Raw genomic sequence first — 13,532 nt, 5'->3', positions numbered from 1 at the left:
GCGGGGCGAACTATTGTTAGGAAAGTTTCCTACCAGCGTTCATCCCGAGGTGGTCGACTTGCTGACTTAGGGTGGCGTTCGGGAATGACGTGAGGGTGGCTGAGGGTGAGCGAGGCGGTGAACGTGAGGGCGGTGCGGGTGCGGGACGCTGCCGCGGACGCCGACGACACCCTCGTGCCCCCGGGGGTCCGTGAGCTGCTGAGGTCCTGCGCTGCTGTCTTTCTGCCGGCCGAGGTGCCGCGGGAGGGCCGGGTTGCTTTCTGGGCGCCGGGTGGGGGGCTTCCGGGTGGGGCTCTTTCAGCTCGGGGTGTCGACGAGGGGCCTTCGGCCCAGGGTGCGTACCCGTGGCTTCCCCGCGCGGTCGAGGGTGAGATCCCCGTCGTACGCAGACACGGCAAGGGCGTCCGTACGCGCACCGTCCCCGCGCTGATCCTGCCCGTGGCGGACGCGCTGCCGCTGCTCCTGGGCGCCGAGCGGGCGTACGCGCACCCCGCCGTCGCCTGCTGGGCCGCCGCCGCCCGGCACGCGATGCACCTGGCGGCGCGAGGACGGCTGCTGCCCGGTCTTACCGGCGGTGATCTCGACGCTTGGCGGGCGGGACCCCTTGACGAGGCCGACGTCACGCAGCTGCGGGCGATCGCCGCCGCGCTGCCGGTCGAGGCGCACGCCGTACCGCTCCCCGGCAGCAAGCCCCTCCTGCTGCCCGAGCCGCTCGCCCTGGTCAGGGCCTTCGTCGACGCCGTGGTGGACGCCCTGCCCCGTACGCCCGCCGCGGCGCACGCGGTCGGCGCGCCCTTCGCCGCGCGCGAGCCACAGCGGCTGCCGGGCGCGCGGGAGTGGGCCGCAGAGGTGGCGGCCGGGATGGACACCGGGGTGCGGGTTTCGCTGCGGCTCGATCTGCGGACGCACGAGGTGTTCGACAGGGCGGACCCCGCCGAAGGCGAGGCCTCCGCCGGCGGCGAGGGCGCGGCCGCGGCGGTGGTTCAGGTGCACAGCCTCGCCGACCCCACGCTCGTCGCGGACGCCGCCCAACTCTGGGCGGGGGCCGATCACTTCGGGCCGCGCGCCCGCGTCGACACCCTCCTCGCCGTGCGCCGCGCCGCCCGCGTCTGGCCGCCGCTCGCCCGGCTCCTCGAACGTCCGCTGCCGGACGTACTGCCGCTGAGCGAGGAGGAGTTGTACGAACTGCTCGGCGCGGCCGCGGCCCGCCTCGGCGCGGCGGGCGTCGCCGTGCACTGGCCCCGCGAGCTGACGCGCGGCTTGACGGCGACGGCCGTCGTACGCCCCGCGCCCGGCACGGCGGCCGACAACTTCGACTTCTTCAAGACCGAGCAACTCCTCGAATTCCGCTGGCAGTTGGCGCTGGGGGCCGATGGGTCCGATGGGTCCGATGGAGCAGCCGGGGCCGGTGATCCGCTCACCGAGGCCGAGATGGACGTCCTCGCGGAGGCGCACCGCCCCGTCGTCCGCCTCCGCGACCAGTGGGTCCTGGTCGACCCCGAACTCGTACGCAAAGCACGCAAGCGGGACCTGGGCCTGCTCGATCCGGTGGACGCGCTGTCCGTCGCGCTGACGGGCGGGGCCGAGGTGGACGGCGAGCGGGTCGATGCCGTGCCGGTCGGCGCCCTCGCCCGGCTGCGGGAACGCCTGACCGACGAGCTGCGCCCCGTTGCGCAGCCGCCCGCCCTGGCCGCGACCCTGCGCGACTACCAACTCCGGGGCCTGGCCTGGCTGGACCGGATGACTTCCCTCGGCCTCGGCGGCTGCCTCGCCGACGACATGGGCCTCGGCAAGACGGTCACCCTGATCGCCCTCCACCTGCACCGCGCCCGCCCCGAGCCGACCTTGGTGATCTGCCCGGCCTCACTGCTCGGCAACTGGCAGCGGGAGATCGAGCGCTTCGCGCCCGGGGTGCCGGTGCGCCGCTTCCACGGCACGGGCCGCAGCCTCGACGGCGACCTGACGGGCGGCTTCGTCCTCACGACGTACGGCACGATGCGTACGAGTGCCCCCGAACTGGCCGCCCAGCCCTGGGGGTTGGTGGTCGCGGACGAGGCGCAGCACGTCAAGAACCCGCACGCGGCGACGGCGAAGGCGCTGCGCACGATCCCATCGGCGGCGCGCGTCGCCCTGACCGGCACCCCCGTCGAGAACAACCTCTCCGAACTCTGGGCCCTGCTCGACTGGACCACACCGGGCCTGCTCGGCCCGCTCAAGGCGTTCCGTGCGCGCTACGCCCGCCTGGTGGAGGGCGGTGAGACCGCCGAGAACGAGGAGGCGATGGCCCGCCTGTCCCGCCTGGTCCGCCCCTTCCTTCTCCGCCGCAAGAAGTCCGACCCCGGAATCGCCCCGGAACTGCCACCGAAGACGGAGACGGACCACCCCGTCAGCCTCACCCGCGAACAGGCCTCGCTCTACGAGGCGGTCGTACGCGAAACCCTCGCCCACATCGAGGCATCCGAGGGCATCGCACGCCGAGGCCTGGTCATGAAGCTCCTGATGGCCCTGAAGCAGATCTGCAACCACCCGGCGCAGTACCTGAAGGACGCCGCGATCATGACCCGCGCAGGCCGCTCGCGCTCGGGCAAACTGGAACTCCTGGACGAACTCCTCGACACGATCCTCTCCGAGGACGGGGCGGTCCTGATCTTCACGCAGTACGTAGAGATGGCCCGCCTCCTCGAATCGCACCTCGCCTCGCGCGGCATCGGCACCCAGTTCCTGCACGGCGGTACGCCGGTGCCGCAGCGCGAGGCGATGGTGGACCGCTTCCAGTCGGGCGAGGCCCCGGTGTTCCTCCTCTCCTTGAAGGCGGCGGGCACGGGCCTGAACCTGACCCGCGCGGGCCACGTCATCCACTACGACCGCTGGTGGAACCCGGCGGTCGAGGACCAGGCAACGGACCGCGCCTACCGCATCGGCCAGACCCAGCCGGTCCAGGTCCACCGCCTGATCGCCGAGGGCACGGTGGAGGACCGCATCGCCGAACTCCTGGCCCACAAGCAGGCGTTGGCGGACGCGGTACTGGGCGGCGGCGAGGCGGCACTGACGGAACTGACGGATGCGGAGCTTTCGGATCTGGTGTCGTTGCGGAGGGCGGCGTGAGGGGCGGCTCCGCCGGGGGCGGGGGCGTAGGCGGTGCGGGCGGTGCCGGTGGAGCGCGGGCCGCCGCCCGCGCAGGGATTGTGCGGTCCGCTGCCGCTCGCTTGGGTGATGCGGGGGCGGCTGCCGAGAGCTCGGGTGATGCGAGGGCCGCCGCCCGCGCGGGCGAGGGCGTGGCTGAGGAGCGTCCTGGCGCCGGGGCCGATCGTGGGGGCGCGGGGGCTGACGCGTGTGGGGACGCAGGCGGTGCGGGGGGAGCGCGGGCCGCTGCCCGTGCGGGGATCGTGCGGTCGGCTGGTGGTCGTTCGGGTGGTGCGGGGGCGGCGGCTGGTGGAGCGCGGGATGCTGCCCGTGCAGGGATCGTGCGGTCTGCTGCCGCTCGCTCGGATCATGCGGGTGCGGGTGCGGGTGCGGGTGCGGGTGCGGGTGCGGCTGCCGAGCGCTCGGGTGATGCGAGGGCCGCCACCCGCGCGGGCGACGTGAGGGCCTCCTCCCGCCTGGGTGACACGTCGGCCTCCGCCTCCCGCCCGGGCGAGACGCGGGCCTCCGCCACCCGCACGGGTGGAGGCACCCGCACCGCCTCCACCCGCACCGGCGGCAACGGCCGCGTCTTCCCGTCGCTCCCTCAACACCCCGACCCCCAGGCCCCGTTCGCGACCTCCTGGTGGGGCAACGCCTGGATCGCCGCCCTGGAGGGCACATCGCTGGACGCGGGTCGCCTGGCCTGTGGCCGTGCCTACGCCCGTGAGGGCCACGTCGACACGATCACCGTCGCGCCGGGCCGCATCGTGGCGTACGTACACGGCAGTCGCCCGCGCCCCTACCGCGCCGAGATCCGCATGCGCACCCTCACCCCGGAGGACTGGGACACCTTCCTGGACGCGGTGGCCACGGAACCCGCGCACATCGCCGCGCTCCTGGACAAGGACATGCCGCACGCGCTGGCGGCCGCGGCGGAACAAGCTGATGTCCAACTCCTCCCCGGCCCCGGTGACTTGGTCCCGTCCTGCAGCTGCCCGGACCACGGCCGCCCCTGCAAGCACGCCGCGGCCCTGACCTACCAGACGGCCAGACTCCTGGACGCGGACCCCTTCGTACTTCTCCTCCTGCGCGGCGGGGACGAGGCGGCGCTCCTGGACGAACTGGCGCAGCGCAACGCGCGGGCGGCGGCCCGCGAGGAATCCGATTCCGCCGAGTCCGACACCGGCCCCGAGAACCTCCCCGGCACCCTGGCCCGGGAGGCCTTCGCCACGGACTACCGCCCCCCGCTCCCACCCCCGCTCGCCGCCCCCGCCCACCCGGGCGAACCCCCGCTCCTCCCCTCACTCCCCGGCGCCCCCGACTCCACATCCCTGGAGTTCCTGGCAACGGACACAGCGGCCCGAGCCCACGCCTTCCTCACCACAGGCGCGGACCCCTTCGCGGCGGCTGACCCCTGGCACGACGCGGTACGCCTGGCCGCATCACACCCCGGCCTCACAGGACGCCGCAGCTTCAGCCGCCAATTCGCCGAACTGGCAAGGGCGGTGGGCCACACCCCCACCGACCTCTCCCGCGCGGCGGCGGCCTGGCGCCAGGGCGCGGAGGAGGGCCTGTCCGTACTGGAATCCCCCTGGGACCCCCCGGCGGGCCCCTTCGACCGAGCCCGAGGCGCCCTCATCACGGCAGACCTCCCCCGCATGACAATCCACCGCAACCACCTCACCAACGCCTCCGGCTCCCTCCAACTCCGCTACGGGAGGGACGGCCGCTGGTACCCGTACCGAAGCGAGCCGGGGCGGGACGACTGGTGGCCGGAGGGCGAGGCGGATGTGGATCCGGTGGGGGCGGTGACGGGGGTGCTAGAGACCTAGGACCCCTTCGACACCCAGGTCAAGCGTTTCCTCGACTACACAGGCATGCCGGACGTCTACTCCCAGACGACGGCGGGCGAACTCCCGCTGCTCTTCATCGGCACCACCGCACCGGCGGTGAACGGCACCAACCCGCCCTTCGTGACGCTCGGTTCCTCCCAGCTCTCCTGGCTGGACAGCGCCCTCAAGTCCCACGCGGACAAACCCTACGTACTGATCTTCAGCCACCACGTCCTGCCCGGATCGGTGTCCGGGACGACGGGGCCGGACGCCGCCCGTTTCTACGATCAGGACTTCGTCGACGAAGCCGTCCTGCTCACGATCCTCGGCGCGCACCCGAACGTCGTCTTCTTCTCCGGGCACACCCACTGGGACCTCAACCGCTCGGACTGGGCGGCGAAGAAGATCGTCGAGGGCGGCGACCCGAAGGGCTTCGCCGTCGTCAACACCGGCTTCATCCAGACCATGTACGGCCCCGACGGCAACGGCGGCGAGAAGCCGGGCTCGGGCGCGGAGTCGCAGGGTCTACGCGTACTCCTCGGGAGCGACGGCAAACTCACCGTCGAATCCCGCGACTTCAAGGCCAACAAGCTGATCCGTACGTTGGCCGTCTGACGGCGGCGCGCGTTACGCCCTGGCGGTCAGGTGGTCGAGCAGACCGGCGGCCGCCGGGTAGGGCCGTTCGAGGGGCAGCAGGCGTCCCGCGGCGGTCAGATCGTTCTCGCGTACGAGAGCGTGGACGCTGTGGGCCAGTTCGGTGACGTCAGTGATCGACACCGTCCACTCGTCCGCGTACCGCCGCGCCGCGTCGCCCGCCAGGCCGAGCTGGAGGGAGCGGTGCGGGAGCGGGTTCAGGTGGAGGTCGCGTTCCGGGTCCCACTGGACTCGGGTCGGCGCCTGCTTCAAGTCGCGCTTCCAGGCGGCGGCGTCGGCGTGGACCCCGTGCGCGTAGTGCGAGAGGCAGGCGTGGCGCAGGGCCCATTCGAAGCCCTCGCGGGTGATCTCGACGGCCAGGACGGTCTGTTGGTCCTCCTTGGTGGCCCAGCCGCAGCGGTACATCATCCAGAGGAAGGACGGCTTGATCCACGTCATGCGGTCCCGCTTCCAGGAGGAGGGGAACCGGCCGGTGCGCGCCGCTGCCTCGCCGAGCCCGGGTGCGTACGCCTGGTAGACGGTGACCGTCGATTCCGTGTGCAAGGCGCGGATCTGGTGGCTCGGGGGTGCGGTGGTGGTGTCGTCGGTGCCGTTCATGGTCGCAAGCCTGAGGCCGGGCGTCCCTTGTCCGCCAGCGAATTGTCGGTGGCGGGCGTTACCGTGGAGCACGGAATCGGGATGCGTGGTGACGCGCATTATGGGACGAGGGGGCCTGGTGGACGCTGAGTTGACCGCGTTGGCGGCGGCGGGGGCGACGGCGCTCGTGCAGGGGATGGTGACCGACGGCTGGGGCCAGGTGCGGGACCGGGTCGCCGGTTTCTTCTCGCGGGGGCGTGCGGGGGATGAGGACGTCGTCGCCGGGGAGCTGGAGGAGGCGCGTGCCGAGTTGGCCGCCGCGCGGGACAGCTCGGATGCCGAGGCCGAGGCCGACGTGCTGGCCGAATGGCGTGGCCGCATGCGCCGCACCCTGCGCGCGGATCCGGCGGCGGCTGCCGAACTGCGTTCTCTTCTTGAAGAGTTGACGCCCGGCGGCCCCGAGGGCGAGCGGCGCGGTGATGTGTACAACAACCTCAGCGGGAATGTGCACGGCGGAATAGTGATCCAGAGCGGGTCGATCGGGGAGGTGCGGAACGGGTAGCCGGTAGCGGGCAGCGGCTCGGACCGGTGGAACAGGGGCTGGGCACGGCCCAGGCGGTATGCCTTGCGGTCCTGCCACACCCCCAAGGGGTCCGCCTCGGGGACCTTGATCGTCAGGGCGGTCTCGCCCGGCACGTCGGGCCAGCCGTCGTCGGATTCGGCGCCCTCCCGGTCGCCGTCGTCCCCGTGCCCGCCTGCGTCCCTCTCCTCAGTGATCACACCGCAGCATCACATCGAAGCGTCACATCACGGAAACGCGTACGTCCCTTTCTCTCCAAGAACGGGGCCTACCGTTGATCAGGAGCGAGCGAGCAAGCCCAGGCCGACGTCGTCCCACGGCAACTCACACACGTTCCGATGACGACAGGAGACCGGCCCGGTGAGTCACGTGACGACGACCCCGCGCGCAGTCGCCCTTCCGCCCTGGCTCGGGCATGCCTTCCGTATGCAGCGCGGTCCCGTTCCGTGGTACGCCGTGCTGCGCGGTGCGCTCGCCGCGGGGCCGTTGCTTCTCGTCGCCGTGGTCGCCGGGCGGCCCTCCGTCGGAGTGGTGGCCGCGCTCGGGGCCATGCTGGCCGGGATCAATGACCGGGCGGGGGGTCGCCGGGCCGCCGTGCGGCGGTTGGGGGTGCCCGCGTTCGCCGGGGCGGGTGGGCTCCTCTTCGGGTCGTACGTCGGTGCGTGGGGCGGTGAGGGCTGGTTGCTGCCCTTGCTTTTCGGAGGGCTCGGGCTGCTCGCCGGTGCCTTCAGCGCGGTGGGGCCCGTCGCATCCGCCGGTGGTACGCAACTGCTCGTCGCGGCCGCCATCGGGGCCGGGATGCCGCTGCCCGAACCCGGGTGGCAGCAGGCGCTGTTCTTCCTCGCCGGGGCGGGGTGGCTCGTCGTGCTGCGGCTCGCCCTTCCGTCGCCCGGGGGCGGGGCCCACCGGTTCGGCGGCGAGCGGATCGCCGTCGCCGCCGTGTACGAAGCCGTCGCCGCGCTCCTCGCCGCCGCCGGAACCCCGCACGCACCCGCCCGCCGCGCCGCCCTCACCGCCGCTCTCGACCAGGCGCAGGACGCCCTCTCGGGACCCCGGCTGCGGCGGCCGCGTCGAGCCGCCGAGCGACGGCTGCACGCGCAGTACCTCGCCGCGCTGCCGCTCGGCGAGGCCGCGACCGCGCTCGCCTGGGCCGGCGAGCCGCTGCCCGCGCGTACGGGGGAGGGGGTGCGGCGTCTTGCCGTGGCCGTCCGTGACGGCCTCATCTGCGGTCCGTTGCCCGCGCCCGCCCGCTCCGACGCCGGGCTCCGCGCTCTCGACGACGCCCTGCTGCACGCCGCCGACGTCTTCGACCGCGGCACCGCCGAGCCGCCGCGTACACCGGGGCGCGCCCCCGTCGACGTACTGCGCACGGCAGTGGGTCCCGGCGGGCGCGAGTACGGCGTTCGTGTCGCGCTCTGCCTCGGGGTGAGCGCCGCCGTCGCGCAGGGCCTGCACCACGTGCACTGGTACTGGCTGCCCGCCACCGCCGTCTTCCTGGTCAAGCCCGATCTGGGGCCGCTGGCGTCCCGTGTGCTGTGCCGTGCGCTCGGCACCGTCCTGGGCGCCCTGCTGTTCGCGGGGCTCGCCGCCCTGCTGCCGGAACCCGCCGGGCTCGTCGCCGTGGTCGCGGTGTGCGGCGCCCTGATTCCCGTCGCCACCCGGCACTTCGCCGCGCAGACCGCCGTCGTGACGGTGCTCGTGCTCTCGCTCGTCATGGTGGGCGGCGAGCCGCAGGCCTCCTGGGGGCGGATCGGGGAGACGCTGCTCGCCTGCGGGATCGTCCTGCTCGTCGGGCATCTGCCGTGGCCGGTGCGGCGAGGCGGCCGCGTACAGGCCGGGCTCGCCACCGCCTGCGAGTCGGCGCACGCGTATCTGCGGCATGTTCTGCGCGGTGTCGAACAAGGCGCAGGAGTACGCGCAGGCGCCCGTGACCGTGCCGACCGCTGGGCCCTGCGGCGCGAGGCCTATCGGAACCTGGCCGAGGCCCGCGCCGCGATCGACCTGGCGGCCGCCGAACTCCCCGCCCTGGCACGGCACTCCGCCGGCTCGGAGAAGGTGGCGGCCGCCCTGGAGCGCCTCGTCGACACCACGACGGCCTGCGCGGTGCACGTCGACGACACCGGGCGCCTGCCGAAGCGGCACGAGGAGTGGATCGATGCGCTTCTCGCCGAGCTCGGGCTCGAGCTCGAGACTGTGGCCTGAGCGCGACCGTGGCCTGAAACGCGACCGCCCCCGGAGCGACCGCCGCTCCGCCGTCAGAAGTCCACGCGGGTCCGGTCGTCGAGGCGGGCCACCGAATCCTGCGCGTACTGCTTCTCGTAGTCCGACCGGATCTCCTCGATCTGCGGGTCACGCTTGCGCGCCTCGCTCGTCGGATACAGCAGGATCAGCTCGTACGAACGCTCCCGCTCGATCTTGCCGTTCGAGTCCCGCCACTGGCCGCGGCCGTCCTGCACGGTCAGACCGTCGGGGAACGACGGCGTCACCTCGTCGTCGATGAACGCCATGAACTGCTCGTCGGTCACGTCGGGGCCGCCGTCGGGGCGTTCCGTGCCGAAGAAGAGCCGGGTCTCGGTGTAGGCGTCGCCGCGGGCCACCGTCGCCGTGCTTGCCGTCTTCGCTGTCCGGGTGTGCGTGCCGGATCCGTCCAGCGACGCGTACGCGGCGGGGGCGCCGACCGCGAGGACGGCCGTCGCTGCGGCGGTCACCGCGAGACGGGTGCGGGAGATACGGGAGAGGGTGAGCGGCATGGCGGCGTGTTCCCTTTCTGCGGAGTCGTAGATCAATGACGGTGGCAGACAGTAGCGGACCGGTAACGCTTTCCGCCCGCGCCCGTCGACACTGCGGCTGAATATCTCTCCCCTCCCGGATATGTCCCGTAAGCCGCCGTCTTCCCAATGGACACTCAACTCCCTTAGGTTTCCGATGACTTGACCGGAGCGTCGGCGGAGGACGGTGGGCATGACGGCACGGAGGAGCGGGGCGGGACTCGCGTTGGTGGTCGCGGCGGCGGGCGCCCTCGCATTCGGAGTCACCGGTGGTACCGCCCAAGCCGCCCAAGCCGCCCGCGCCGACGATCCGGCGCCCGGCTCGCCGTACTCGTCCACCACCGGCGTCGGCGTCCACAACGCGTACGAGAAGGCGAAGTACCCCTACTTCGCCGACGCGCTCGACTCCGGCGCGGGAATGCTCGAACTCGACGTATGGACCAATGTGTTCGGCAGCGGCTGGCGGGTCTCGCACAGCAACCCGGTCGGCAACGACAACAACTGCGAGAACGCCGCGAGCCCGGCCGAACTGCGCACCAAGGCACGCAACCAGAGCCTCGCCGGCTGCCTCGCGGACATGAAGAGCTGGCACGACGCCCACCCGGGACACCGGCCGATCCTCCTGAAGGCCGAGCTGAAGGACGGCTTCCAGGCGAAGAACGGGCGCGGGCCCGCCGATCTCGACGCCCTGCTCAAGAGCAAGCTGGGCGATGCCGTCTACCGCCCCGGCGAGCTCGTCGGCGGCCACGCCACCCTCGACGATGCCGTACGCAGCGACGGATGGCCCCAACGGAGCGCGCTGGCGGGCAAGTTCATCGTCGAACTCATCCCCGGCACCGTCGAGCAGGGCAACCCGGCGGACACCCTGTGGACCGACCGTGAGTACGCGGGTCATCTGCGCGACCTGGCCGGCGCGGGGCGTATCGGCGAGGCCGCGGCGTTCCCCGCCGTGCTCGGCGCGGAGGCGGGCGATCCGCGCGCTCGATATGCGGACGCGGCGATCAGGCCCTGGTTCGTGCTGTTCGACGGGGACGCCTCCGCGTACGCGGGCGGGAGCATCGACACGCGGTGGTACGCCGACCGGCGCTATCTCGTCGTCATGTCCGACGCCCACAACGTCGCCCCGGCCATCGATGCCGTCAATCCGACCGAGGTGCAGGCCGGGGAGCGGGTCGCGCTGCTCGCGCGGGGCCACGCCAGCATCGTCTCGTCCGACTGGTATCCGCTGCCGGGTGTGCTCTCGACGGTGCTTCCGCGAGGCTGAGGCTCAGCCCTCCGCCGGCACCGTGTGCACCAACGCCGTACCCGGTGCCGGCCGGCCGCATGAGGGTCAGGACGGTGCCGTACAACTCCTGGCCCGCGGGCGTCAGTACGTACGCGTGGCGTACGGGACGGTCCTGGTAGGCGCGGCGCTCCACGGCTTCATCGGCGACAGCATCCTCGGCGCCGAACTGCGCGGCCCCGAAGAGGCCTGGCGGCGCCAGGAGTTGGCCACCTCCGGCGCCGCGTAGCCCCAGTATCGGGCGGACAGCCTCAGCGCTCGATCCGTATCCAGACCGGCGCGTGGTCCGACCCCGGCGCGTCCCTGCGCGCCGCCGGATCCTCGTCGTCGCCGATCGAGGGCAGTGCGGTCGCGGCGGCCCCCGGTACGCCGGTGCCCGCCGTCGTGACCAGGTCGAGCAGGCTCTTGCTCACCAGGACGTGGTCGATGAGCTCGCGGCGCCCGGCGTGGATGCGGGAGTAGCGCTGTTCGGCCGGGATGAGCGGGGCCACGTTCCACAGCCGCCGCGCGTCGCCCTTGTCCGGCTTGTCGAAGCCCGGTGTGCCGATCTCCGATCCCGGCGGGCCGAGCAGGATCTGCGTCGTCGCCGCCGTCACCTCGTCGTTCAGGTCGCCGAGCACCACGACCTGGTGCTCGCGGCCGTCGCCGTGCAGCATCCGGTCGGCCAGGGCGCGCACCACGGTCGCCTCCGCCGAGCGCCGGTACAGCGCGTACGCGCCGAAGCGGGCCCGCTCGCCCTCGTCCTCGGGCTTGAAGCGGCCGCCGGGATACGACAGGAGCTTGGACTTCAGATGGCAGACGGCCGCCTCGAAGAAGAAGGCGCGCGTCGACACCGTCACCGCAAGGACACCCCGCCCCGCCCGCGCCACCGGCCTGCCCGAGTCGTCGACCTGCACCGGGCGCATCGGCCCGGGGAAGCAGTCCTCGTCGGCGACCACGGACACCGGCAGGTTGCTGAGGAAGCCGACCCGGATGCCCCGGTCGTCCGCGTGCTCGGAGAGCGTCACTTCCCAGCGCTCGCCAAGCATCCCCGCCAGATCCCGCAGGGCTTCGGGGTCACCGACCTCCTGTACGCCGAGGACGCTGGGCCGCAGGGCCCTGATCGTCGCCGCGAGCGAGGCGAGCTTCGCCTCGTACGCGGCCTTGTCCTTGGGCCCGAACCTGCCGCCGGGCCGGTAGAGGTTCTCCAGGTTCCAGGTGCCTAGGAGCATGGCGGGCTCCAACTTTTCGCGTGGGATCGTCCGTTGACGTCAGCGTGCTCGCGAAACCGGCGACGCGACAGGGCACGGGATGCGCACTCCCCGTACCTTGAAGAGATGACGCCGCCTCCCGCGCACGGCCCCGCCGACCTGGTCATCACGGGCTGCACGGCCCTCGTCCACGACGATGCCACCGGTGACACGACCGGTGATGCCACCGCCGACGCCACCGGTGAAGTCCGCTTCCGCCACGACGCGGCCCTCGTCGTACGCGACGGCCGCATCGACCGTGTCACCACGACCGGCGCCGTGGCGGACCTCGCCGCCGTCGAGCGCATCGACGCCCGTGGTCAGGCCGCCCTGCCCGGACTGATCAACTGCCATACGCACACCCCGATGGTGGCCCTGCGCGGCCTCGCCGAGGATCTGCCGGCGCACGAGTGGTTCAACGACTGGATCTGGCCCATCGAGTCCAACCTGACCGAACGGGTCGTCGCGCTCAGCGCGCGGCTCGCGTGTGCCGAGATGATCCGGGGCGGGGTGACCTGCTTCGCCGACCACTACTTCGCGATGGACGCCGTCGCCGACGCGGTGGCCGACAGCGGCCTGCGCGCCAACCTCGGCGCGGCGTTCTTCTCCTCGCAGGGGCCCGATGGCCGCGCCGCGTCCCTGGAGTTCGCACTGCGGCGGCGCGGCGCCACCGACGGCCGCATCACCACCTCGCTCGCCCCGCACGCGCCGTACACCGTCGACGACGCCGACCTCGCCGCGACCGCCGAACTCGCCCGCGAACACGGCCTGATGGTCCATCTGCACGCCGCGGAGAACGCCGAGCAGACCGAAAACAGCCTGGCCCGGCACGGCCGCACCCCCATCGAGGCCCTTCACCGCGCCGGACTCCTCGACGTGGACGTCCTCATCGCGCACGGCACCGGCATCCTCGACCGCGACCTGCCCGTCCTTCGGCAGGCCACAGGACGCGTCGCCGTCGCGTCGGCGCCGCGCGGCTACCTCAAGTTCGGCTGGGACACCACGCCGGTTCGGGCCCTGCGCGAGATCGGCATCCCCGTCGGCCTCGCCACGGACGGGGCCGCGTCGAACAACTCCCTCGACGTGTGGGAGTCCATGGCGCTCACCGCGCTCGTCCAGAAGTCCACGGAACGGGACCCGTCCTGGCTGACCGCACGTCAGGCGCTGCACCACGCCACGCTGCAGAGCGCGCAGGCCGTCGGCCTCGGTGAACAGATCGGCAGCCTCGCGCCGGGACGCAGGGCCGACATCATCCTCGTCGACCTCACAGGACCGCACACCCAGCCGGTGCACGACCTCGCGGCCACGCTCGTGCACAGCGCGCGCTCCGCGGACGTCCGCACGACGATCGTCGACGGGCGGGTCCTGATGCGCGACGGGCGACTGCTGACCCTCGATGTGCCGGAGATCGTACGGGAGTTGAGCGCCGAACTGCCCGCCCTGATCGACCGGAGCCACGGCAAGCGGATCCAGGACTACGAGGGCTGA

Annotated in this window: 12 protein-coding genes; 9 read left to right on the top strand and 3 right to left on the bottom strand. The window is 72.8% G+C overall.

Annotated features, from left to right (window positions below):
- Positions 1 to 195: 195 nt before the first annotated feature.
- The 4 genes from AB0O76_RS35595 (at position 196) to AB0O76_RS35580 (ending at position 5,570) form a co-directional block, all read left to right on the top strand.
- The gene (locus tag AB0O76_RS35595) at positions 196 to 3,105 is read left to right on the top strand and encodes a DEAD/DEAH box helicase (RefSeq protein ID WP_365500303.1); all 2,910 of its coding nucleotides are present in this window, start codon (positions 196 to 198) and stop codon (positions 3,103 to 3,105) included.
- 294 nt (positions 3,106 to 3,399) lie between these two features.
- A complete protein-coding gene (locus tag AB0O76_RS35590; RefSeq protein WP_365500221.1) occupies positions 3,400 to 3,585 on the top strand; it encodes a hypothetical protein in 186 nt (61 codons plus the stop codon).
- Entirely contained in the window at positions 3,582 to 4,955 is a 1,374-nt protein-coding gene (locus tag AB0O76_RS35585; RefSeq protein WP_365500218.1) for an SWIM zinc finger family protein, read from the top strand. Before AB0O76_RS35590 ends, AB0O76_RS35585 begins: the two co-directional genes overlap by 4 nt.
- A 45-nt stretch (positions 4,956 to 5,000) precedes the next feature.
- Positions 5,001 to 5,570: a DUF4073 domain-containing protein gene (locus AB0O76_RS35580; protein WP_365500215.1), complete on the top strand. Its 570-nt coding sequence runs from the start codon at positions 5,001 to 5,003 to the stop codon at positions 5,568 to 5,570.
- A gap of 12 nt (positions 5,571 to 5,582) precedes the next feature.
- Here the strand turns inward: AB0O76_RS35580 and AB0O76_RS35575 are convergent, their stop codons facing one another.
- Positions 5,583 to 6,206: a DUF4291 domain-containing protein gene (locus tag AB0O76_RS35575; RefSeq protein WP_365500212.1), complete on the bottom strand. Its 624-nt coding sequence runs from the start codon at positions 6,204 to 6,206 to the stop codon at positions 5,583 to 5,585.
- A 118-nt stretch (positions 6,207 to 6,324) separates the two neighbouring features.
- Here AB0O76_RS35575 and AB0O76_RS35570 point away from each other — a divergent pair, with 118 nt between their 5' ends.
- Positions 6,325 to 6,747: a hypothetical protein gene (locus AB0O76_RS35570; RefSeq protein WP_365500209.1), complete on the top strand. Its 423-nt coding sequence runs from the start codon at positions 6,325 to 6,327 to the stop codon at positions 6,745 to 6,747.
- A 444-nt stretch (positions 6,748 to 7,191) separates the two neighbouring features.
- Positions 7,192 to 8,967, top strand: a complete 1,776-nt coding sequence (locus AB0O76_RS35565; protein ID WP_365500300.1) for an FUSC family protein — start codon at positions 7,192 to 7,194, stop codon at positions 8,965 to 8,967.
- 53 nt (positions 8,968 to 9,020) lie between these two features.
- Here the strand turns inward: AB0O76_RS35565 and AB0O76_RS35560 are convergent, their stop codons facing one another.
- Entirely contained in the window at positions 9,021 to 9,515 is a 495-nt protein-coding gene (locus tag AB0O76_RS35560) for a DUF3574 domain-containing protein (RefSeq protein ID WP_365500206.1), read from the bottom strand.
- Positions 9,516 to 9,726: 211 nt separating this feature from the next.
- On the opposite strand from AB0O76_RS35560, the gene AB0O76_RS35555 reads away from it, so the two are divergent.
- Together AB0O76_RS35555 and AB0O76_RS35550 are read left to right on the top strand one after the other, a co-directional pair.
- Positions 9,727 to 10,797 (top strand): phosphatidylinositol-specific phospholipase C domain-containing protein, encoded by a 1,071-nt coding sequence (locus AB0O76_RS35555; RefSeq protein WP_365500203.1) that lies wholly within the window; start codon positions 9,727 to 9,729, stop codon positions 10,795 to 10,797.
- Between the two features lie 22 nt (positions 10,798 to 10,819).
- A complete protein-coding gene (locus tag AB0O76_RS35550; RefSeq protein WP_365500200.1) occupies positions 10,820 to 11,044 on the top strand; it encodes a hypothetical protein in 225 nt (74 codons plus the stop codon).
- A gap of 22 nt (positions 11,045 to 11,066) precedes the next feature.
- Here the strand turns inward: AB0O76_RS35550 and AB0O76_RS35545 are convergent, their stop codons facing one another.
- The gene (locus tag AB0O76_RS35545; RefSeq protein ID WP_365500197.1) at positions 11,067 to 12,026 is read right to left on the bottom strand and encodes an endonuclease/exonuclease/phosphatase family protein; all 960 of its coding nucleotides are present in this window, start codon (positions 12,024 to 12,026) and stop codon (positions 11,067 to 11,069) included.
- A 105-nt stretch (positions 12,027 to 12,131) separates the two neighbouring features.
- Between AB0O76_RS35545 and AB0O76_RS35540 the strand changes: the two genes are divergently transcribed.
- Complete coding sequence (locus AB0O76_RS35540) at positions 12,132 to 13,532, top strand: amidohydrolase (protein ID WP_365500194.1); 1,401 nt, start codon at positions 12,132 to 12,134, stop codon at positions 13,530 to 13,532.

The sequence above is a fragment of the Streptomyces sp. NPDC086554 genome (assembly GCF_040686095.1).
In the GTDB taxonomy this organism is placed as follows: Bacteria; Actinomycetota; Actinomycetes; order Streptomycetales; family Streptomycetaceae; genus Streptomyces.
The sequence above is the reverse complement of the archived record's forward strand: the minus strand, read 5'-3'. Positions and strand labels throughout refer to the sequence as shown.